20 protein-coding genes are annotated in these 22,277 nt (G+C 66.9%); 4 read left to right on the forward strand and 16 right to left on the reverse strand.

Translation table 11 applies throughout. The features are described from left to right. Positions 1–59: 59 nt before the first annotated feature. Entirely contained in the window at positions 60–665 is a 606-nt protein-coding gene (locus ACIREO_RS03480; RefSeq protein ID WP_404104365.1) for a TetR/AcrR family transcriptional regulator, read from the reverse strand. 147 nt (positions 666–812) lie between these two features. Between ACIREO_RS03480 and ACIREO_RS03485 the strand changes: the two genes are divergently transcribed. After that, on the forward strand, positions 813–1,529 hold the full coding sequence (locus ACIREO_RS03485; protein ID WP_404104367.1) for an SDR family NAD(P)-dependent oxidoreductase: 717 nt from the start codon (positions 813–815) through the stop codon (positions 1,527–1,529). 51 nt (positions 1,530–1,580) lie between these two features. On the opposite strand, the gene ACIREO_RS03490 is transcribed toward ACIREO_RS03485, so the two are convergent. The 14 genes from ACIREO_RS03490 to ACIREO_RS03555 form a co-directional block, all read right to left on the reverse strand. After that, entirely contained in the window at positions 1,581–2,807 is a 1,227-nt protein-coding gene (locus ACIREO_RS03490) for an MFS transporter (protein ID WP_404104370.1), read from the reverse strand. After that, complete coding sequence (locus ACIREO_RS03495) at positions 2,800–4,059, reverse strand: ATP-grasp domain-containing protein (protein WP_404104373.1); 1,260 nt, start codon at positions 4,057–4,059, stop codon at positions 2,800–2,802. The genes ACIREO_RS03490 and ACIREO_RS03495 overlap by 8 nt, the downstream gene beginning before the upstream one ends. Before the next feature lie 123 nt (positions 4,060–4,182). Next, positions 4,183–5,157, reverse strand: coding sequence for an asparaginase (locus ACIREO_RS03500; RefSeq protein ID WP_404104375.1), 975 nt, complete (start codon positions 5,155–5,157; stop codon positions 4,183–4,185). 33 nt (positions 5,158–5,190) lie between these two features. Continuing rightward, positions 5,191–5,949 (reverse strand): HAD family hydrolase, encoded by a 759-nt coding sequence (locus ACIREO_RS03505; RefSeq protein WP_404104378.1) that lies wholly within the window; start codon positions 5,947–5,949, stop codon positions 5,191–5,193. 151 nt (positions 5,950–6,100) lie between these two features. Beyond that, on the reverse strand, positions 6,101–7,363 hold the full coding sequence (locus tag ACIREO_RS03510; RefSeq protein WP_404104380.1) for an ATP-grasp domain-containing protein: 1,263 nt from the start codon (positions 7,361–7,363) through the stop codon (positions 6,101–6,103). Position 7,364: 1 nt separating this feature from the next. Beyond that, entirely contained in the window at positions 7,365–9,008 is a 1,644-nt protein-coding gene (locus ACIREO_RS03515; protein WP_404104383.1) for a thiamine pyrophosphate-binding protein, read from the reverse strand. A gap of 2 nt (positions 9,009–9,010) precedes the next feature. Further along, positions 9,011–10,213 (reverse strand): pyridoxal-phosphate dependent enzyme, encoded by a 1,203-nt coding sequence (locus tag ACIREO_RS03520; RefSeq protein WP_404104386.1) that lies wholly within the window; start codon positions 10,211–10,213, stop codon positions 9,011–9,013. After that, complete coding sequence (locus ACIREO_RS03525; protein ID WP_404104389.1) at positions 10,213–10,629, reverse strand: DUF6917 domain-containing protein; 417 nt, start codon at positions 10,627–10,629, stop codon at positions 10,213–10,215. The genes ACIREO_RS03520 and ACIREO_RS03525 overlap by 1 nt, the downstream gene beginning before the upstream one ends. Before the next feature lie 218 nt (positions 10,630–10,847). Next, positions 10,848–12,686, reverse strand: a complete 1,839-nt coding sequence (locus tag ACIREO_RS03530; RefSeq protein ID WP_404104391.1) for a carbamoyltransferase — start codon at positions 12,684–12,686, stop codon at positions 10,848–10,850. Then, positions 12,686–14,770: an iron-containing redox enzyme family protein gene (locus tag ACIREO_RS03535; protein ID WP_404104394.1), complete on the reverse strand. Its 2,085-nt coding sequence runs from the start codon at positions 14,768–14,770 to the stop codon at positions 12,686–12,688. Before ACIREO_RS03535 ends, ACIREO_RS03530 begins: the two co-directional genes overlap by 1 nt. Before the next feature lie 205 nt (positions 14,771–14,975). Beyond that, positions 14,976–15,977 carry an SGNH/GDSL hydrolase family protein gene (locus tag ACIREO_RS03540; protein ID WP_404104397.1) on the reverse strand — a complete coding sequence of 334 codons (1,002 nt, stop codon included), beginning with the start codon at positions 15,975–15,977 and terminating at the stop codon, positions 14,976–14,978. Positions 15,978–16,020: 43 nt separating this feature from the next. Further along, positions 16,021–17,283 (reverse strand): ATP-grasp domain-containing protein, encoded by a 1,263-nt coding sequence (locus tag ACIREO_RS03545; RefSeq protein WP_404104398.1) that lies wholly within the window; start codon positions 17,281–17,283, stop codon positions 16,021–16,023. Between the two features lie 1,160 nt (positions 17,284–18,443). Further along, complete coding sequence (locus ACIREO_RS03550) at positions 18,444–18,812, reverse strand: hypothetical protein (protein WP_404104400.1); 369 nt, start codon at positions 18,810–18,812, stop codon at positions 18,444–18,446. Beyond that, positions 18,809–19,267: an ATP-binding protein gene (locus ACIREO_RS03555; RefSeq protein ID WP_404104402.1), complete on the reverse strand. Its 459-nt coding sequence runs from the start codon at positions 19,265–19,267 to the stop codon at positions 18,809–18,811. Before ACIREO_RS03555 ends, ACIREO_RS03550 begins: the two co-directional genes overlap by 4 nt. 314 nt (positions 19,268–19,581) lie before the next feature. On the opposite strand from ACIREO_RS03555, the gene ACIREO_RS03560 reads away from it, so the two are divergent. From ACIREO_RS03560 to ACIREO_RS03570, 3 genes are all read left to right on the forward strand, one after another. After that, positions 19,582–20,448, forward strand: coding sequence for a helix-turn-helix domain-containing protein (locus ACIREO_RS03560; RefSeq protein WP_404104404.1), 867 nt, complete (start codon positions 19,582–19,584; stop codon positions 20,446–20,448). Beyond that, positions 20,445–20,696: a DUF397 domain-containing protein gene (locus tag ACIREO_RS03565; RefSeq protein ID WP_148020507.1), complete on the forward strand. Its 252-nt coding sequence runs from the start codon at positions 20,445–20,447 to the stop codon at positions 20,694–20,696. The genes ACIREO_RS03560 and ACIREO_RS03565 overlap by 4 nt, the downstream gene beginning before the upstream one ends. A gap of 84 nt (positions 20,697–20,780) precedes the next feature. Continuing rightward, entirely contained in the window at positions 20,781–21,587 is an 807-nt protein-coding gene (locus ACIREO_RS03570; protein ID WP_404104406.1) for an SAM-dependent methyltransferase, read from the forward strand. A gap of 194 nt (positions 21,588–21,781) precedes the next feature. Here ACIREO_RS03570 and ACIREO_RS03575 read toward each other — a convergent pair whose 3' ends face one another. Continuing rightward, positions 21,782–22,213, reverse strand: a complete 432-nt coding sequence (locus ACIREO_RS03575; RefSeq protein WP_404104409.1) for an Rrf2 family transcriptional regulator — start codon at positions 22,211–22,213, stop codon at positions 21,782–21,784. Positions 22,214–22,277: the final 64 nt, after the last annotated feature.

Here is a 22,277-nt window from a genome sequence, read left to right on the forward strand (position 1 = left end):
GCGATGCCGGGGCGGGACGGCTCACGCCCCGGCATCGCGCGCCGGGCGGCCGGGGGCCCTCAGCCGCGCACCGCGGCCAGGGCCCGGTCGTACAGGTCGAGAAGGTCGCCCTGCCCGTCCGCCTCGAGCCACGTCGCGGTCGCGGCGTCGAAGCACGCGAACGCTGTCGCGACGACGGCGCGGGCCTGCCCTCTGTCCGTCTCCGAAGGCGCCGGCCTGGCTTCGAGCAGCGGCAGCAACTCCTCCTGGCAGCGCACGCGCTTCCCGAGGTAGGCCGCGCGCAGCGAGTCGGTGTGGTGCACCAGGCGGAAGCGCTCCAGCGCCTCCTCATGACTCGTATGGAGGGAGAGCGCGGCTTCGAGCGCGGTACGCAGCACCTCCCAGGCACCGGCGTCGGCGGGCTGCTCGCGGACGGTTTCCACCAGGAGGGTGACGAACTGCTCCTGGCTGCCGCCGACGAGGTCTTCCTTGGTACCGAAGTAGCGGAAGAGGGTGCGCTGGGAGACGCCGGCCTCGCGGGCGATCTGCGCGATGGTCGTCTCGTCGTACCCCTGCTGCGTGAACAGGCGCAGCGCGGTCCGGAGGATCTCCTGGGCGGCCAGCTGCCGTGTCCGGTCCCACAGCGTGGGCGTAGCCGCTCCGCTGCCCTGCGTTCCCTGCGTCATGCAGTCAGCATAGCCCTGCCTGCCATCTTGGCACTCACCAGAGACCTGGCAGTCACTGCCAAGTTGGCGTACGCTGTCACAGGTGAGGCCGGGTGCCCTCGGCGACAGGGCCGGAGGCACCCCGTGCCATCAGCGAGGAGAACAGTCGTGACAGCGAAGACAGCACTCATCACCGGCGGAACCAGCGGGATCGGCAAGGCCACCGCGGAACTGCTCCACTCGCGCGGTTACCGCGTGATGGTCACCGGCCTCCGCGACACCGGTGACTCGGGTCTTCCCGAGGACGTCATCACCGTCCGGGCCGACGCCGGCTCCATGACCGACATCGACCGGGCCGTGGAGCAGGCGCGCGAGCACCTCGGGTCACTCGACCTGCTCCACCTCACCGCGGGCGTCTCCCGCCCGGGCCCGGTCGAGTCCACCGACGAGGCCGCCTTCGACGCCCTGTTCGACATCAACGTCAAGGGCAACTTCTTCACACTGCAAAAGGCGCTCCCCCTGCTGAACGAAGGAGCGTCCGTGGTGTTCACCGTCGGCGCCGGCGAGGGACTCGGCGCCGCCATGACCGCCGCCAAGGGAGCCCTGCTGCCGCTCATGCGCTCCCTGGCCCTCGAACTGGCCCCACGCCGCATCCGGGTCAACGCCGTGAGCCCCGGCCTGATCGACACACCCGCGTACAGCAAGCTGGGCATCTCCCCGGACACGATCGCCTCCTGGGGTGAAGGCGTTCCCCTCAGCCGCGTCGGCACCCCTGCCGACGTCGCCGGAGCCGTCGCCTTCCTGGCGTCCGACGGCGCCGGCTACATAACGGGCGACAATCTGCTCGTCTCCGGCGGCATGGGTGTCCACAGCCGCGCCGCGTAGGTGTGTGTCCCGAGCGTCCGCACCCGGTGACGTCCGGGTGCGGACCAGCGCTCAGAGGCTCTTCGAACTCGCCACCAGCCGGGGCTGCATGGCCATTGAGGAGACGTAGATGACCGCGGCGAAGCCGACACTCACCGCGACGAGGAGCAGCCAGAACTGCTGCCCGACGGCGCCTTGGTCGGAGGCCAGCAAGGCGGCCAGGCCGTTGGCGCAGGCTCCTCCTCCGGCGATCGCCGTGCCGACGAAGCCGAACGCCATGCCGCGCCGGTGTGCGGGGACCGAGGTGGCGATCTCACTGTCGATCCGGGGGTCGATCAGCACCTCCCCGACGGAGAACAGCAGAACGCACGCGACCAGACCGGCCACGGACCCCAGGGAGGCGGCCGCGAACCCGGTCCCCATCAGCAGGAGCGCGCCGGAGATGACCAGTGCCGAACTGGTGATCTTTCCGGTGGACTGGTTCAGCGGGACCTGGAGCAGCACCACGGCGATGGCGTTGATGGTGAACAGGACGCCGACGAGGGACGGGCTCTGCACGCTTCCCGTGAACACCGGGAGTGCGTACTCGAGTTGGATGTAGCAGAACCCGAAGGCGAAGGCGCAGCCGAGCACCCAGGCGAGCTTCCGCCCGTCCACGGGAGCGGTGGCCCCTACGGAGCCGGTGTCCGCCGTGGTGTCCGTGGCCTTCGGTGCCTCGAAGTCCGTCAGCTTGCGCAGACGCAGAAGGACGACGGCCAGGGCGACGTAGATGGCGCTGGTGACGACGAAGCCGACGCGGGCGTCGGCGAGGAACAGAAGGAGGCTGCCGGCCAGGGGGCCGATGGCGCTGCCCGCGTTGTTCGCCGTACTGCGCAGGGCGAACACCGTCCTGAGCTGTTCCCCTGATCCCAGCAGCCGCACCAGCGCCGACTTCGAAGCCGGCACGTAGATCGCGCCACCGAATCCCAGGAGCGCGCACGCGGCCACGACCGGTACGGGTCCGGAGGCGGCCAGGAGCAGCAGGTACGACAGGGCCCTGACCAGCAGACCGCCGCACATGGCGCCGACAGGACCGACACGGTCCGCGATCCAGCCGCCCAGCATGCTCAGCCCCTGCTGGGACCAGAACTTCACCGTGATGGCCACGGCGACCACAGCCGCGCTGAGGTGCTGTTCCCGGGTCAGGAAGATGGCGAGATAGGGAATCACGATGTTGCTGCCGACGGCGACAGCGAAGTTGCCGGTCAGCAACAGCAGGACGCCGGGCGTACGCCGGGCGAGGCGCAAGGTCTCAATCATGATCAGAGGTCCGCCCGGCTTCGGCCTGGATGACTGTGGCCTGCTCGAACCACGTCCTGGCATCGGCCAGTGCTGTCTCGACCTCGCCGCGTGAACCGCCGGTGGCGAGCACCGACCCGATCTTCTCCACGCTCATCCGGGCGGGTTCGAGTACGGCCCCCGGCTCGGCGTACGCGCGGTACTCGACGATGCCGGGCACCGGGCACTCCTCGGGAATCGCCACGAGGGTGCCGGGGCGCGGCGGGAACAGTGCGAGGCCGGCGATCCGCTCCGGTGCGGCCGGAACCCCGGGCGGCTCGTTACCGCCGAGGTAGCGGACGTAGACCTCGGGCAGGAAATGGCCGAAGCCCAGCGTCAGCACGTCCTCGATCAGCCCGCCGCCCATACGGCTGGCGACCTCGTTGAACACCAGGCGGCCGTCCGTCGCGAGGAAGATCTCGGCGTGGAACGTGGAGGTCTCCGGAGTCGGCAGCGCGGCCAGGGCACGACGGGTGAGTTCACGTGCCGGCTCGAACAGGGGGTCGTCCGCGTCCAGCAGGCAGCTGTGCAGTGCGAGACCCGCCTTGATGTCCAGGCAGGTGCTGTCACCCTGGGTCGAGGGCCACATGACCCGGGTCTCCCCGCTGAGGATGATGCCGTCCACGTGCAGCAGTTCGTGCTCGATGTACTGCTCTGCGAGCAGCTGGGCGCCGTCGTCGGTGCCCAGGTCCCGGTGGACGGCGAGCAGGGACTCGATGTCCTGCTGGTCGTGCAGCACGTGCACGTCCATGGACCCGCCACCGCGCCGGGGCTTGACGACGACGGGGAATCCGTACTCCTCGACGAATCCGAGGAGGTCGGCGAGGTTCGACACGGGCGCGAAGGGAGCGACCGGGACGTCGGCCGCCGAGAGTATTCGCTTCATCGCGAGCTTGTCGCGGAAGGCGGTCGCGCTCGCGACGTCCTGACCCGGAACACCGAACAGCTCACGCAGACGCGCGGCCCGGAGGAGGTCGAACTCCGACACCGCGATGACCCCGTCGAAGCCCCACTTCTGGTGCATCGCGACGGCCTGGCTCTCCACCAGAGGATTGAAGTGGAAGTCGTCGACCAGCTCCACATGCGCGTATCCCGCGAGCTGGGCGGAGCGCTCCTGAGGGTCAGGTGAGACAGCCGCGGCGTCGGTCAGCAGGACTGCCTCGTTGCCGGTTCCGAGCCAATCCGAAAACCGGAACACGGAGAGCGGGGTCCGGTTGAGGATCAGGTACCTCATCGGACCTCCACGGCGACGGCGCGGCCGATGTTCCTCGTGTGGGGGAGCAGATTACTCACAGGTTCGTTTCTCTCAATTGGATTGGGCTCTTGTGAGGGGTGCCGTTGACCGTCGGGACCACCGCTACAGCAGCGTACGCAAGCGGCCGCCCCACATGTCCGGACGGATCAGGTCCTCCACGGCTCGCTTCGCCGACTCGGGCACCGTCAGACCGCCGAGCGTGGTGAACGCGCGGAGCGCCACCGGCATCGAGGCCCGGCCCGCGCCGTCGTCGATCTTCACCGCCACGGCCCCGGCGCCCGGTGCGGCCAGCAGGTGGACGCCCTCGGCACCGAACTTCGCCAGCAGGCCCGGGACGGCCTCCATCGCCCGCGCGTCGGTCCTGCCGGTGCCCTCGACCAGCCGCGGGTGGGCGCGCATCGCGTCGGCGACCGCCCGCTCCTCGGTGCCTTCGGCGGCCTCGACCAGGCGTGACGAGGCGCGTGCCAGGCCGGTCAGACTCACCGCGAAGACGGGCACGCCGCATCCGTCGACGCCGGTCGCCGCGATCGGCTCACCGGTCAGCTCCTCGACCACCGACGCGGCCAGCTTCTGCAGCGGATGGTCGAACTCCCGGTAGGTCGCGGTGTCCCAGCCGTTCGCGACGCACGTCGCGAGCATCGCCGAGTGCTTGCCCGAGCAGGTCATGTAGGCCCGCCGTGCCTCGCCTCCGGCGGCGATGACAGCGCGGCGGGAGGCGGGGTCGCCGGGGAGGTCCGGGGGGCACTGGAGCGCGTCGTCGCCCAGGCCCGCGCCCGCCAGGATCGCCTCGACCTGCTCCAGGTGTATCGGCTCGCCGTGGTGGCTGGCCGACGAGATCGCCAGCTGGGCCGAGTTGGCGGGCTTCCACCCGGCGCGCAGCATCGCGACGGCCAGCACAGGCTTGACGGCCGAGCGCGGGAAGACCGGAGAGGCCGCGTCGCCGACCGACGCGACCGGTGCGCCCGTGGAGTCGACCACCGCGACGGATCCGCGGTGGAAGCTCTCGGCGAAGCCGGAGCGGAGGACCTCGGCGACGGGGTCGCCGCCACGGTAGACGGCGGAGGGTTCAGGGCTCACTGCGGGCACTCCTTGCGATGGTGTGACAGGTCTTCATGATGTGGGCGACGCCGCCCCTGCCGGGCTGCGGGCCGGCCCGGATTCTTCAGCAGCGCTGTCCGGGCCGAACCGGACAGCGAATCCGTCCGCGTGCCGTTCCAGCGGGACGTCGAGCGACGGCACGCAGACTCCGGCATGGGAGCACACGACACCGGAACGGTTGATGTGAACGCCCTGCAGACCGGCGTTGCGGGCGCCCATGACATCGGCGTCGAACTCGTCACCGATGTGCACGACGCGCGCTGCCGGCAGACCGAGGACCCTGAGCCCTTCGGAGAACGCCTCCCCGTCGGGCTTGCGGTGCGCACCGTCCCCGCAGAACTGCACGTACGAGAAGTACTTCGCCAGGCCGAGCCGGTCGACGATGTCGTCACGCAGTCCTGCGAACGAGTTCGACACGGCGACACACCGTATGCCGAGCGCCTCGATCGACCTGAGCATGCGGACCGCGTCGGGAAACAGACGCACCGATTCCAGCACGGTACTGCGGCGTACGGCCACGAGATCGCTCAGCTCGGATCCGGACAGGTGCCGTCCGTAACAGGCCTCGTGGAACCGGCGGATCCTGTCGTGTTCGAACTCCTCCACCGACAGCAGGCCTCGGTCCAGCGCGGCTTCAGAACCGGCGGACACCTCGTACCACTGCGGCAGAACCGACCTGTGTCCGCCGATCGCTTCGAGCGCCCGCATCGAACTCACGGAGTAGTCGATGACGGTCCCGTCCAGATCGAAGGACAGCGCGTCACATCGCATACGTCGTCGCACCTCCGCGGTAAGCGAACCTTTCATACAACGGACGACCCGGCGCCGACGGCCGGGAACATGCGGCTGTGGGCCCCGGCGGGACACCACAGCCGCACACCCGTCACCGGTCACGTCACCGGTCACGTCGCCGCGAGTCGCTTCAACGAACCTGGAACCGGAGGGTCTCGTTGACCTGACGCTGCTTCTCGACGATGTCCTCCCGGGAGCTTCCCGTGAAGATCACATGGCCGTGCGCCTGCCACACCCGCGGAGGAACATCGATCAGGGCGCCGATCTGGCTGTAGATCATGACCTCGGAGACGCTCTCACTGGCTTCCAGGGCGTCGATCCCCTCGACGGCGACGAGCTCACCGGCCTGCTCGCCGAAGTGCAGGGAGAAGCCGACGTGCTGGACGTTCTCGCTGTCCACGACGACGTCGACGGTCTCGCCGAGCGACACCTTGGTGAGGACCTCGACCATGTCGATTCCGGTCGAGAGCAGAACGCTCTGGTACACCGGGCCGCCGCCCAGGCGCGCACCGGTCTCCAGAATGCAGGGCTCGCCCGAAGGCGAGATCCGGAACTCGGTGTGGGTCGCGCCCTGAGTGATGCCGAGGCCCTCGTGCGCCAGCCTCGTGAACTTCTTGACCTTTTCCAGCGTCTCGCCCGTCAGCACGGTCGGCGTCGCGTAGAAGGTCTCCTCGAAGAACGGGCCGTCCATGGGCATCGGCTTGTCGTGCACGGCGACGACCGTGGTCTCACCGTTCTGGACGTAGCTCTCGACGCTGATCTCGTTCCCCTGGAGGAACTCCTCGAGAAGGATGCCTTCCGAGTACCTCGACTTGAGGAAGAACAGGGGGTCGTAGTCGAACCCGGCCCACGCGCCCGCGCGGATCTCCTCGAAGTGCTCAGCGAGTTCCTCCGGGCTGTCGACCCGGCGGACGAACATGCTGCCCCCGCCGATGATCGGCTTCATGACCAGCGGGTACGAGATCGACTTCGCCGCCTCCTGAGCCTCCTCGACCGAGGAGGCGAGCGCGAAGCGCGGCTGCGAGATGCCGACCTTCTCGAACGCGGTGCGCATGCTCAACTTGTCACGGCTCTTCTCGGCCGTGTCCGGGGAGATGAAGGGAAGGCCGAGCTCCGCGGCGACCGCCGCTGCCGCCGGGACGCTGTGCTCGACGAACGCGATCACGCCGGCTATGGGTTCGGACTCCTCCTTCGCGATCTCGACACACCGGGCGACGGTCGCCTGGAGGTCACCGGTGGGCGCGGTGTACACCGCGTCGACGTACTCGCGCTCCCAGCTGGGCTCCTCCACGACCACGATCGCTCGATGCCCGAGTGCGTGGGCTGTTTCCGCGGCCTTGGCGAGATGCTTCCGCCGGCTCGCGTTCCGGGTGTGCAGGATCATAAGCGTCATTTCAGTGCGCCTTTCTGATTGCGATCGCCATATCCGGCGAAATCTCGTCGACCGAGGTGTCGAGCACCAGGACGGCCGGGCCTTTACGGGAGAAGAAGGAGCTGATGAGTGACGCGTCCCGGTCCGGGTCGTCACTGGACATGACGGGCAGACCGATCGCCGAGCACATGCCGGACCAGTCGACCCTGATGAAATCGCGACTGACCGCGTCCGCTCCATGATGATGAATGGCATGCTGGTCGATCAGATTGAGACGACCGTTGTCGAGAATGGTCACCTTCACATGGAGACCGAGCCGGGCGATGGTCTCCAGCTCGCCTATGGACATCGTCAGTCCACCATCTCCGACAAGCGTCCACACATCGGCATCGGGCCGTGCGACAGCTGCGCCGACAGATGCGGGAATCGCGTAGCCGAGGCTCCCGGTTCCGCGCGGGGTGATGAGCCGCTGCGGGGGAACGAGGTGGAGAAGAGCGCCGAACCAGCCGCTCGCGACGCTGGCCTCCCCCACACAGACATCCCGGCCGGTCATCGTGGCGTCGACCGCCTGCACGAGAGTGGCGGTCCCCGACTGTGACCAGCTGCCGGAGGTGGCCAGGGGGCGACCGCCGCCGTAGGACCACTCCCCCAACTCGTCCGATAGCAGCCCGAGTCCACGGCTGATGTCCTCACGGATCAGGCAGCCGCTCACCGAGCTGAAGTCCTCGATGTCCGGATCGTTGTCGATACGGACGAGGAACTGGCCGGGTGACGGCCAGGAATACTGATTGGTCGATTTGTCGCCCATCTTGGATCCGGCGTAGAGGACGACGTCGCAGCCACTGATGTACTCGTTCGCGGGCGTATCGCCCTTGGACCCGACGACCCGGGGCGGATTGTCGCCGACCTCGGACAGGACGCCCTTGCCGTTGAGCGTGGTGAACACCGGTATGCCGAATCGCCGGACGAACTCCTGGAGAACCTCAGGGGTGCCCGAGGTGTGGCACCCGCCACCGGCGATGACGGCGGCACTCGATCCCTGCCTGATGGCCTGGGCGGCTGCCGCCACCAGTTCCGCCGTCTCCGGCTCCACGCCGGCACCCGTGTCCGTACGTGCCACGGCGCCGGCCGCAGGGCTCGGCTCGTTCAGCAGAGCCGGGTCGGCCTCGGCCTCCAGGACATCCGGAGCGATCTCGATGACCACCGGACCTCGGCGTGGCTGTTCCGCGAGGGCCAGCGCGGCATCGATGGTTCCGAGCGCGCCCCTCTGCTCACGGACCACGTACACGCGTTTCGCGACGCTGTCGAACAGCCGCGCATGCTCGACCTGCCCGGTCGCCCACGGACGTGGAGTGCTCTTGCTGGGTCCGGAGGTGATCAGCACGAGAGGCGTACCGCTGTTGTACGCCTCCAGCAGTGCCGGAGTGCAGTAGGGGGAGCCGATCCCGCCCGGAGCGTCGCACACCGCGACGTTCCCACTGATCCGGGCGTACGCCTCGGCCGCGTAGGCCGCTCCGCGAGGGCATCTGCCCACGACGTGGGTAATGGATTCGCTGCGCTGGAGCGCCGCGTAGAGGGAGAGTGACGTCTCTCCGGGATACCCGAACACATGAGAGATGCCGTTCCCGGACAGCCTGCGCGCGATCTCGTCTGCAACAGTGGTCATGATCAGGCAGCCAGAATGTTCGACGGAGTGGGCGCCAGCGGACGCTCCGCGCCCGTGAGGACTATGAGCAGGTCGCTGTCGGCGCCGAGCGATCCTTCCTGAGCCATGCGCATGGCGCCCGCCAGGCAGGCGGATGCCGCGTAACACGCTTCGAAACCGAGCGACTGCAAAAGGCCCTTGGCCATACGCATGTCGTCCGTGCGAGCGGCGACCAGTGCGCCGTTGGTGTTGATGCACATCGCGCGCATGTAGGGATAGGTGTTCGTCGGATCGCCCCGCTGGATGGCATGAGCCAGTCCATCGGGCTTCGCGACGATGTCCTCCTCGGCGATCTCCGCGCGACCCGCGTCCCATGCGCTGACCATGGGGGCGCAGACATCCTCCTGCACGCCGATGAATGCCGGGACATCGTCCATGAGCCCTATGCGGTTGAGCTCGACAGCGCCCTTGTAACCACCCAGCAGGCCCATCCCGCTGCTGATGGCCTGGAAAACGTGCGTGGGGTTCACCGGCATCTGCTGGTACGCCTCGATGTAGGACATCTTGAGGCCTTCACGCCTGGCGTAGTTGAAGAAACCGCCTTCCCAGAAGAGTTTGTTCTCCTTGGCGAACTTCTGGGCTGCCGTGCCCGCGCCGACAAAGGTGTCGGATACGGCGTGCGTGGTGATCCGCGGGTGATCCGCGTAGTTCAGACGGTAGGCGAACTGTTCGCCCACGAAGATGTGAAGCTTGAATCCGCTGACGAGGCTCATGGAGTTCGCGAAGGCGGTCGAGCTGTTTCCGGTGGACGCCATGACGAACTCGCGCACACCGATGCCCTTGAACCGGCTGAGGGCAGCCGAAGCGATGCGGTCCTTGGTCGACCTCGTCGGATTGCGTGACTCGTCCTTGACGTGCACGGACCGGACGCCCAGAAGTCGCGCAAGCGGCGCCACGCTGATGCAGGGAGTGTTGCCCTCGCCCAGCCAGGTGAGGTTCTCCTCGTTCGCGACGGGGAGGACGTCCTTGTACCGCTGAAGGGGATTGGGGCTCGAGTCGAACGGCCTGATCTCCACCCGGTCAAGGGGGTACAGGACCTCGATCGCACCCTTGCAGTCGGGACACCTGTTCGCCGTGGCCGCTGCCTCTTTCTCGCAGTCGAGACACAGATACAGAGGGCCGGCGGGCGCCGTATGATTTGCGTACAGCTTCTGATAGTCGAACATTAGGATCCCCCGGAATCCTTGTTTTCTCGCGGGCGCGTGACGATGGTCATTCCAGCAGTCAGTTCGAGCGAGTGGCCGTTTTGCAGATTCGGGCCCTCGACAAGGATGTTGTAGTGGTTGGGCATGTGGGTCTCGTCGAAACCACTGATGACTCCGAGCGTCTGCCCGTTGCAGATCAAGGCGTCGCCGACGGCGATCACACCCGATGTGTCGAACGTGGCGAAGCCGTAGTACTCGACGTGATCGACGGGGTAACGCGGCCCAGGTCCGACGTTGATGAACTCGTGGACCTCGCCCGCGCCGATGCACCGCGTCGCCCATTTCGACGGCTCGATGCCGCGATCATGACGACTGTGGTCCATGACCGCAGTCCAGTGCAACCGCAATGGTTCTCTGCTGGAAAACAAAGGGCTCACAGCTTCTCGGGTAGTTGTGTCAGGGATGTTCCGTGTGCGCGTGTGCGCGTGTGCTCAACGCGGGTTTTCTGCGCACGGCTTGTCCCATGCCGAGGGACCGTGGTGGAACCGGGAGCCGAACCGGCTCGATGCCCGCAGGCGCCGATACAGCGAGATCGGAACGAAAACCGTGAGGAATGCCGCGGGTGCTGCAAAACGCATGGAGGCCAGTCCTTTTTTCAGTCGAGCGGGATCTCGTCGCGCCAGTCGACGGCTTCGGCGAACGGCGGCTGCGCGTCCTTGTGCAGCACGTGGCCGCCCAGGACGAGCACATCCATCCCGGTGCGCATGAAGCAGCGGTAGGCGTCCTCGGGGGTGTGCACGATGGGTTCACCGCGCACGTTGAACGAGGTGTTCACCAGGACCGGGCAGCCGGTCGACGCCTTGAAGGCGCGCAGCAGCCGGGCGAACGGTGCGTTGTCGCGCTCCGTGACCGTCTGCACCCGCGCCGAGAGGTCCACATGCGTGATGGCCGGCAGCTCCGAGCGGATCTCGTTGAGGCTGCCCAGGCCACGGCTCGGCCCACCGGGCCGCAGGGCGGCCTCGGACTTGATCCGGTCCGCGACCTCGGCGACCACCAGCATGTACGGGCTGTCGCCGACCAGGCCGAAGTAGTCCTCGGCGTCCTCGGCCAGCACGGCGGGAGCGAAAGGCCGGAACGACTCCCGGAACTTGATCTTGAGGTTCATCCGCTTCTGCATTTCCTGATCGCGCGGATCACCGATGATCGATCGCGCGCCCAGCGCTCGCGGGCCGAACTCCATGCGTCCCTGGAACCAGCCCACCACGGCGCCCTCGGCGAGGTGGGCGGCCACCTCGTCGTAGAGCTTGTCCTCCGCATACGTCTGGAAGGCATAACCCCTGGCGGTGAGGAACTGCTCGACCTCGGCATCGGAGAAGCTCGGCCCGAGCAGCGCGCCGGACATACCGTCGCCCCCGCCGGCCAGGTGCGGCCGGCCGTGCACCCCGACCGAGTGGTCGAGTGCGGCGCCCAGCGCACACCCCGCGTCACCGGCCGCCGGCTGGATCCACAGCTCGTCCACGATGCCGGAACGGCTCAGCACACCGTTGGCCACACAGTTCAGGGCGACGCCCCCGGCCATGACGATCGCTCGCTCGCCGGTCTGCTCCACCGCCGCCCGCGCCAGCCCCAGCACGATCTCCTCGGTGACCACTTGCACCGAGGCCGCCAGATCGCAGTGCCGCTGCTCCAGTTCACCTTCCGGGTCCCGGATCGGGGCCCCGAACAGCTTCTCGAAGCTGCGCCCCACCATGCGCGTCCCCTGGTGGAACTCGAAGTACTTCATGTTCAGCGTGAACGAGCCGTCCGGCCGTATGTTCACCAGTTCCCGGCGGATGAGATCCGCGTACTTCGGCTCCCCGTAGGGGGCCAGGCCCATCAGCTTGTACTCACCCGAGTCGACCTTGAAGCCGCAGTAATAGGTGAACGCCGAGTACAGCATGCCCACCGAATGCGGGTAGGAGACCGAGTTCACCAGCTCGAGGGAGTTGCCACGCCCGTGCCAGATGGTGGTGGTCTGCCACTCCCCCACGCCGTCGATGGTGAGCACGGCCGCGTTCTCGAACGGCGAGGGGAAGAACGCCGACGCCGCATGGGAACGGTGATGCTGCGAGGCGATCGCCCCGGGTGCCGTGCCACGTCCCAGCGCACGCAGCTCGGCGTCCACCCGCTCCAGGACGTCGCGCTTCCAGCTCAGCCATTCGGGCACCACGGCCGAGAACGGCCGTATCCCGCGCGGGCCGGCGCTGGCGAACGAGGACAGCACGCGCTCGTACTTCAGACGCGAGTCCTCGTAATACACCACGGCATTGAGGTCGTCCAGGGAGATGCCGGCATGGTCGAGGCAGTACTCGATCGCCGCGTTCGGGAAGGCCGCGTCGTGCCGGATCCGGCTGAATCGTTCCTGCTGTGCAGCGGCCACCACGGTGCCGTCGCAGACCAGCGCGGCCGCGCTGTCGTGATAGTAAGCCGAAATCCCCAGCGTATAAACGGACATCAGGATACCCCTACCGGTGTGTGATGGAACAGCGACCGGTCTTGCGATCGAGGTTTCCACGGCGTTGTCATGAATCGACGGCCGATCAGATCGGCCATCCTCTTGGTCGGCAGCGGGGCCAGCGACTCGTAGCCGATCCGCACTCGTTCCCACTCGGCGGCGAACTTCTCCGGGTCGGAGAGCTGCGACACCGAGCGCATATGCGTGTCGATCGCGTCCGCGGCCCAGGCGGAGTGGCCGGTGGACACGTTGTCGATCGTGTTGTGCAGGTCAACGAAATGCGTGGAGAAGCCGTAGTGCTTCAGGAACGTCCGCGCGGTGCGGTAGCTGCCACCGACACCGGAGAGTTCCATCGCCAGGTTCATCCCGAGGATCTCCGGCAGGAACGTGCGTGGCAGCTTGCCCAGGCACAGCCAGTAGACCGGCGTTTCGAGCGACTCCTCCCGGAATCGGCTGTCGTGGGCGAACTCCCTGCTGCCGGTCGGTGCCAGCTCGATATCCATCTCGCGCAGCACGTCGCGGTAGATCTTGGGGTGGTTGATCTCGATGTCGCCGTTGCCGAGTTCGTCCCAGTAGGTCTCGAACAGGGGGAAGCCGAACCGTGTGGTGGCGAGCCCGACGTCGGTGAAGCCCTGCAGCCAGGAACCGTCGATCAGCGTCAGCGGCGCCAGTTGCAGGGTGGAGTCGACGACATCCTCGCGACTGGGCATGTCGTTCGATCTGCCCGTCTCGAACTCGGCGCCGTGCTTGTCGTGCATGTCCAGCAGCCACGGCCGCAGGCCGGCGGGCGTCCACCGCCCGGGCAGAGACCGGTCCGTACGCCCCACCGACATCTTCGCCCTGGCCAGCCAGCGCTTGACGTACCGGATGGCGAAACTGCGGGTCGCGGGCGCCAGCGCACGTCCCTGGAGGACGAAATACGCGTCGCGGATGTCGCGGGGCACCACCCCGTTCTCGTCGCTCCGGGCCGATTCGAGGGCGTCGAGGTCCGGCATCTGCGGGGCCCGGGCAGCCGGTGGCAGTGCGGGCTGTGGTTCGGCGTCGGCGAGGGAGTCGATCCATGTGGATATGACCTCGACGTCGTCGGCGGAGAAGACCCTGAACATCGGGCCCTTCGGGCCGATCAGGCCGTTGACCAGTGAACTGCGTGCCGCGTTGCCGGGCTTGACCATGCGGCTCGCGGCGAGCTCCCGCAACAGCGGAGCGGGATCGGACTTCGCGCGTTCGAGCAGTTCGGAGAGAGTGCCCTCGCCCATCCGGAAGTTCTGGTGGTAGACGGCCCCTTCGCGGGCGCGCTCCCGGATGAGCTGCTCCATCGCCCGCTGTGGATGCAGCGCGGCGGCGGCCTCGTCGAAGAGCAGCTGATTCCATGACTGCAGGGCACTCAGCGTCCAGGCCGCGCCGAGCTCGACCTGACGGCGCGCATCCGCTCCGGTCTCGCAGAACCTCTCGGCGACAGCGCGCGAGACGTCCAACGGCGCGGAGATGTCAGTTGCCCCGGTGGACCGTGTGAGATCCAGGCGCCCCCACTCGGTCTGCGCGCCGTCGTCCGAGCCGAGCGCGGACCAGCCGGGCAGCATGCCGACGGTGCGCATCACCACGTCGACTCCGGCGATCAGCGGCGCGAATTCATCACTGCGCCTGCTGATCGCGAACAGGGTCGCGGGTAGCGCGAACATGTGATCCCGGATCGAACGCTCGGCAGCCAGTTCGGCTGCGTCCACGGCCAATTCGGGCCGGCCATGCTGTTTCGCGAGCATCTTGAATGCGTCGTACCGCGACGATCGCGGGCCGCCGACGCCGATGTCGTCGGCGAACAGAGCAAGAATCCGCAGGTGTACCTCGTCCTCGAAGACACCGGGTGCGCTCATGCCCTGCAGCCATCCCCCGAGGGCCGAGGCCAGCGGACCGGACTGCCGGAGAATCGCGTGCGCCAGGCCCTCCGACGACCCCGAACGGTCGGCGGAAGCGCTCAGTTCGCGGTAGATACCGGACTGTTCCCCCGACCACGACCGCACCGCGTCGAGCGTGGTGGACAGGTTCGGCGGGTCGGCCTCGGGATCGTCGGATGCGATCTCGGCCATGAGTGTGCGAATCGAGGTGGTGTCCACGAACAATTCCGGGTCGACACACCGGCGGTACATCTCACGCCACATTGAATGCCCTCTTGCTGTGTCAGGCCGATCCTAGAACATCGGATAGATCGACGTGTCCGACTTCTTGGGCTTCTTTTTTCCTCGGAATACCCGGAGAAACAGGGATTTGATGAACGACATGCGAGACTCCTGGTTATATGTGTTCCAGAATTTTCCTGGCAACAAGATCATGGCCGTTGTCGGTGAGATGGATCCGATCGATGAACAGCCATTCATCCGACGGGGCGGACTCCGCCATGACCGGACTGAAATTGACGAAATTGACGCCGATGTTTTTTGCGCCCTGCTCCAGCTTTGCCGCGTACTCGACGTTTACGTCCTTGCTCAGGATGTCGCCGTACATCGCGGCGAAACCACCGAGCCGTTCGAGCTCGTCGAAAATGAGCTCCTCCTCCCTGCTGCCTTTGTCCCGAACCCAGCCCGACAGCGGTTGGAGAATGTAGGTGATCTTCGCGTCCCACGTGGATGCCAATGCCTTCCAGGCATCCAGGTGCCGCAGCGTGAGGTCGGCAGCGTACGTGATCTGCTCACTTATGCTGGGCGGGACCGGTGCGGGTGCTTCCTCTTTCCTGCGCAGCAGGCTCCGCATCGGAGAGACCGCCTTGGGTTCGTTCTTCGGCGGGAACATCTCGTTGTACATGTTGTACTGGAAAAAGGTGCCGTGGTCCTCGTCCCTGACCTGTGGCATTCGCGCCAGGCTCAGGTTGTTGAACCCGGAGAACAGTACGATCTCATCCACCTTGGGCAGCAGGTGGCGATACAGCGTGAACAACAGCAGTTCCTGCGTCGAATTGAAACTGCGACCGCCGAAGTTGAGCCAGGTCTGATCCCGCTCGTCGTGGACGTTCATCCTGGAGGCAAGCGTCCAGGCATCGGAGCTGGCCCCGATACCGAAAACCGTTGAGCTCCCCGCCAGCAGCCGTACCGAGTCGGCCGATCCGTGGTCGGCCACCGAGTAGCTGCGATCCCCGTCCGTGGCATACCGGAAACCGACGGAGTCGGTGTTCACCACTTCCGATCGATGGGACTGCGGGTGAAAATACAGAAGATGCGGAAGCCAACGTATCTCACCGCCGCTCGTGAACTTTTCCTCGTAGCCGCGCAGGTACGGCGCCAACTCGGTCCTGATGCTCAAAGATAGCTCCTTGGATTGCGCGCCTCGACGGCCGTCGAGAATATTATTCGAGTTCGATGTTGATGGACTTCACAAGCCCATCGAAAGTCCGGACCAGCTCGTCGCTGCTGTCAGCGGTGAAAACGACATGGCCATGTGACTGCCAGGCACGCGGAGGAACATCAACCGTGTCCCCCGTCTTTCGGTAGAGAGAGAGCTCATGCACATGGGAGTCGAGTTGAGCTTCCGGCACCCCGGTAATGGCGCTGATCCGCCCGGCTCGCTCCGCGAAGAACAGATAGAAACCGGTCGGGGTGGGCTCGGGCCGGGAACTGAGATCCGGCTTCCGGCCGGAAGCCGTGTCCAGTACGGCAGTGACCATGTCGACGCCGGTACTCAGCAGGACCGACTGGTAGACCGGTCCACCCCCGAGACGTGCCGCCGTCTCCAGGATCTTGGGTGTGCCGTCCTCCTGGATCCGGAATTCCGTGTGGGTTGCGCCCACGTCGATCCCGATGGCCCGGTTCGCTGCGGCAGCAAGGTCGTGGACTCGTTGCTGTACTTCTGCCGGGAGCCGGCTGGGGGTCGTGAAGTGGACATCTGCGAAGTAGGGGCCGTCCATGGGGAGCGGCTTGTCGTGGATGGCGACTACGTGTGCCTGACCCTCCACGACGATCGACTCGACGCTGATTTCCGGCCCTGGCAGATATTCCTCAAGAATGATCGCGTACTCGTATTTGTCGATGGCCCACCCGTAGAGCGGATCGTCCTTGATTCCGCTCCATCCGCCCCGCTGAATGGTAGCGAAATGCTCGGTGAGCTCCTCGCTGTCATCCACCCGGCGCAGGTACATGGTGTCGTTGTCGATGAGCGGTTTCACCACGAGGGGGAAACCGATACGTGCGGCCAGGTCCAATGCCTCTTCGACCGTCCGGGCCAGGCCGTAAACGGGCTGCGGGATGTCCGCCGAGTCAAACGCCTGACGCATCGCATATTTGTCACGCACCGCATGCGCCGCCTGCTCGCTCACGCATGGCAATCCCAGCTCGTATGCCACAGCTGCTGCGGCCGGCACGCTGTGCCCGACGAACGCCGCCACGGCTCGGATCGGTTCCGGCTCGGACGCCGCAAGGTCGCGAACCGCAGCAAGTGTGGCTTGGATGTCTGAGGTGTCCACCGACACGACGACATCCGCGACTTCATGCTCCCAGGTGGGGTCCTTCACGAGAAGCAGAAAACGTTCCCCGTTCTCTTTTGCGTACTCTGCGGCTCGGGCCAGGTGCTTGCGGCGGCTCGCGTTGGATTTATGGAGTACAAGAATGCTCATTCTCTGCTACTTTCCATCGGCCGGGACGGCGACGCTGAAGTGCCTTCCCTTCCACGCGCAGACCCTTGCACCCCAAGAGCGTCTCGGCCTGATACGCCATCACCGAGTCCCACTGGGATGGCTGTCCGGCCGGCAAACGAGTCACCGATCGGTGCACCCGGGCGCATGAAACACGAACTGGGCACAGTCCTTCGACCGGCCGAGCAGCCCGGTATCTTGGGCGATTGGCGGGGAGCATGCGGCGTGAACGGCCTTGCCGTACCTTCGGGCGCCCGCAGCTGGGGCAAACGGTTGAGAAACTGGATGTGACCGACTGTCGGACACTGCCGACCGGTACACAACTCTGCTGACGGATTCAAAACCCTTGCCCCCCGGCCCACTCTCTGCGGCACCCCCACGATTGCCGAGCGGGCGCAATCTAACCACACGTCCCCCGTTCGTTCGAACGGCCGGGTACTTGACCGGCGTTAGGGATGGCGTCAGCCAACGGGGCGGATATTGGATCAAGGAGGAACATCCCCGGTGATCAAGTCGGCGCGCGGTGCGGCCAAGGGGCGGCGATGGTCGATGTTTTCCACATCTGGGGTGGTTTGAGCGCCAAGTAATTCTCCGTCCCGAATGCTCCTCATTGGCCATGGGCACAACGGCGTTCGGGTGGGAGGGCTGCATGATGTCGACGCCGGCAGAGGGCGGACTGAAACATGCTGGTCAAGGGCTGGTTCCCGGGGGTGCTCCGCTCCCGGGAGCGGCTGCCGGCCTATCGACTGACGGGCCATCATGTCGGTTGCTGGGGAGGCCTGCTGGGGGGACAGCCATACCCACGACGCACCAGCAGTCGCGACACGGACACGAGCCTCAGATGGGGCTGTCCTCGCTGTGACGCCAGGGAGAGAACCGGTCGCCTCTGCGCTCATTTGAGGCCGTGTCGGCTCGAAAATCTAGATCGAATACGGATTACTGAACGGTGATCAATCCGCTTGCCGGGATACGAGATCGGATCCGGGCCTTCGTGACGCTTCCACCGGGCTCGTAAACCACCGAGCGCGTCCCGAACTCGCCTTTACACAATGGATGTTGGCGGACTTCGCGCATCCATTGGACCGGAAGGTAAACGTTGTCATCAGCTGCAACTCAACGGGTCGCAGAATCCACGACGAGCCCTAGCCTCTCGATGACAAGGGCGCCCAGGTGTACCGGACGCGCACGCCCTGGTCGTGGAGCCAGGCTGCCTCGCGGTGCCGGAGTTCGCGCGCGGACTCCGGGGCGATGGCGCTGGGCCAGCGGACGAGTACCGCGGTGACATGGCCCGTCTGTGCCAGCTGCCTCACGCGCCGCCACCCCCTGCGCCGTGCCGGATCGGGCTCACCGTATGTGTCGGTGACGACCTCGGCGATCGTCAGTCCGCGCTCCTGGGCGAACGCGCGGCCTTCTGTCTGCGCGCGCTGCGTGGCATCCCCGGGCGCTTCCGGGGCCCGGTCGGCGCATACGTACAGCACGACGGGAGAATCGGATTCACCGTGGGGAGTCATGGGCGCCTTCCGGAGTGGGCCGTCAACTCCGCCCAGACGACCTTGCCTTCGGCCCGCGTCGAGCGTGCGGAGCCCCAGCTTTCCGCGATCTGCTGAACGAGCAGCAGCCCTCGTCCGCTCTCCTCCCCGGGGCCGGCGGGGTGCTCGGGCAGGCGGACCGGGGTGCTGCCCTCGTCGTGCAGTTCGATGCGCAGGCGCCGCCCGTCGGCGGTCAGCGTGAGGCCGCACAGGACATGCCCGCTGCCGGTGTGAAGCACAGCGTTCGTGGTCAGCTCGGAGACCAGCAGCACCGCGTCGCAGCATGTGTCGCCGGGCAGCTTCCACGCACGGAGCAGGTCGCGCACGGTGTCGCGGGCGGATCTCGCGCTCGTACGCAGAGCGGGCAGACCGAACCAGTACTCCCGGCGCGGCGCGGCCCGGACTAACGCGGGGGTCGGGTGCGTGGACAGAGTCACGGATGTCGCCTTCCAGCGCCCTGTGGGGACGGGGCGCGGTGGGGGGATGCGGAGCTGCAACTCGAGCGGCGAGTGACGTACGCCGAGGCAGGCGTCCAGTGACGGGGTGCCGAAGGCGGCGGCATCGCACGCTCGCCCCGCGCCGGATCCTGCGTCATTGCAGTGACTTGACCGCTCACGCGTCCACTATGCGCGTGATGGAGCACACGCTGCAACCGACTCCCTGATAATTTCAGCAGCGTTGGTATCACCCTGGCGGCCACATCAAATCACTGTAAGAATGGTGTTATTGATGGTCCCTCAGGAGGTTGGGCGTGAGCGAAGCCCGTTCCGGCACCAGCGCGCCGACGGTCCTGCGTATGATCCTCGGCCGTCGGCTGCAGGAGATGCGACTGGGCGCCGGTGCCTCGCTGGAGGACGCGGCGAGGGCTCTGCGCGTGAAGACCCTGACGATCCGCCGGCTGGAGAAGGCCGAGGTCGCGCTGAAGCCTCTCTACGTGGAGAAGCTCCTGGAGACCTTCGGCGCGGGCCGCCAGGAGATCGACGAGTTCGTCGACCTGGCCGAGCAGGCCAACAAGCCGGGCTGGTGGCACTCCTATCGCGATGCCGTCCCCAGCTGGTTCACGGCCTACGTCAGCCTTGAGGCCGGCGCCAAGACCCTCCGCACATATGAGCCCCAGTACGTCACCGGCCTGCTGCAGACCCCGGACTACGCGCACGCCGTGCTGCGCGGCGGGTTGCCGAACGGCACCGAGGACGAGCTCGCACGCCGCGTGGAGCTTCGGCTGCACCGTCAGAGCCTGCTGGAGCGGGAGGACGCCCCCACGTTGTGGGTGGTCATGGAGGAAGCCGTCCTGCACCGGGTGGTGGGCGGCCCTCAGGTGATGCGGGAGCAGCTCGAACGGCTCCTGGACGTCTCCGAGCTCGCGCACATCAGCCTCGACATCGTGCCCTTCACCGCAGGCGCGCATGTCGGAGCGTGTGCGCCGTTCACATACTTCCGGTTCGAGGAACCCGAACTGCCCGACATCGTCTACAGCGAACTCCTCTCCGCCTCCGTCTACCTCGACCAGCGCGCGGACGTCGTCTCCCATCTCGAGGCACATACCCGCATGTCGCTCCTGACGTCGTCCGAGGACAGCAGGGCGCTCTTGAACCGCATGCGCAAGGAGTACTCATGACGATCACCGACGAGGGCGTCTACAACGGCATGCCGGCCCGCAATCTCGGGGAACAGGGCTGGGAGCGTCCCTGGAGCGGGCCGAACGGCGGTCAGTGCGTCGAGACGAAACAACTCGCCGACGGCCGCGTGGCCGTACGGCAGTCCACCGACCCTGCCGGGCCGGCGCTGATCTACACGCCGGAGGAGATCGCCGCGTTCGTCCGCGGGGTCAAAGAGGGCCTGGCCGATCACTTGGCCGCCGGGTGAACACCCCGCGGGCAGCAGAAGGGCCGACGACACCGGTCCCGTACCGGCCTGCGGGCCGACAGACGCACACGTGAAGGGGAGAACATGACCACCAGGCAGGCCGGCCGGGATCTCGACACGAGCAGGGCACACTCGGCCCGGATGTACGACTACTTCCTCGGCGGCAAGGACCACTTCGAGGTCGACAAGGAGGCGGCCGTGCTCGCCGCCAAGGCCCACCCGGGCCTCCCCGTGACCGCCCGCGAGAACCGGGCGTTCATGCACCGGGCCACCCGTGTGCTGGCGCAGGAGCACGGGATCCGCCAGTGGCTCGACATCGGCACGGGCATCCCGACCGAGCCCAACCTGCACCAGGTCGCCCAGTCCGTCGCGGGCGACGCCCGCGTCGTGTACGCCGACAACGACCCTCTCGTCCTCAAGTACGCCGAACGCCTGATGCGCAGCACGACGCAGGGACGTACCGCCTACATCGAGGCCGACGTCACCGACCCCGATGCGCTGATGAGCGCTGTGGAGGACTCCGAGGTCCTGGACTTCGACCAGCCCATCGCCCTCACCCTCAACGCGCTCATGCACTTCGTCACCGACCCGCACGATCCGTACGCCATCGTCCGTCGGCTGCTCGACCCGCTCCCGGCGGGCAGCGCACTCGCCATGAACCACTGCACGCCCGACTTCGACCCCGAGACCTGGAACAACGTCGCGGAGGCCTACACCAACTCCGGCACTCCGGTGCAGTTCCGCTCGCACAGCGATGTCCGCCGCTTCTTCGACGGGCTCGACCTGATCGAGCCCGGCATCTGCTGCTGCCACCGCTGGCGCTCCGCCGGCGGGGAGGAGATCCCGGACGCGGAGATCAGCCTGCTGGCGGGAGTAGGCATAAAGCGCTAGCCGGAGCGCGGAGTCGCGAGCCCGGCACCTGAACAGCCTCAGCGCTGCCGCTGCTGCGATCGCCATCAAGCTCGCGGCCCTGCCCGACGGCGGCCCGACCGGCCAGTTCTTCGAGGACGCCGGGGTGGTGCCCTGGTGATGTGCACGGCGGTCATCACCCGCCGGAGGTATGACGGCCGGACCGAGCAGCGCTGCTAGGCGACGTTGAGCACGTCCCGAAGTACGTCCTCCAGCGTGGTCCTCGCCAGCTCCCTGCGCAGGGCGGCCTCCACGTCGTCGTACACGGCGGTCATGACCGGGCCGATCCCCCGGCCCACGACACACTCGGCGTCGGGTGTCGAGCGGTGCAGTGCGAAGACCGGCCCTGGCTCGACGGCTTCGTAGACATCGAGCAGAGTGATCGCCGCCGGTTCCCGGGAGAGCATCCACCCTGCTCCCGCGCCGCGCCGCGAGTCGGCGAGACCGGCCTTGCGCAGCTCGGCCAGCAAGCGCCGGATCACGACCGGATTGGTGCTGACGCTCCCGGCGATCTGCTCCGAGGTGGCCACCTCGTGGCCACGGCGCTGGTAGAGGCCGATCCATGCCAGGGTGTGAGCCGCAACGGTCAGCCTGCTGTTCGCGCTCATACTCACTCACCTCTCGGGCGTAACAGTATAAGTTACGTCAATGTGAGGCAAGACCTACGGGCGC

The sequence above is a fragment of the Streptomyces sp. NPDC102441 genome (assembly GCF_044765585.1).
In the GTDB taxonomy this organism is placed as follows: domain Bacteria; phylum Actinomycetota; class Actinomycetes; order Streptomycetales; family Streptomycetaceae; genus Streptomyces.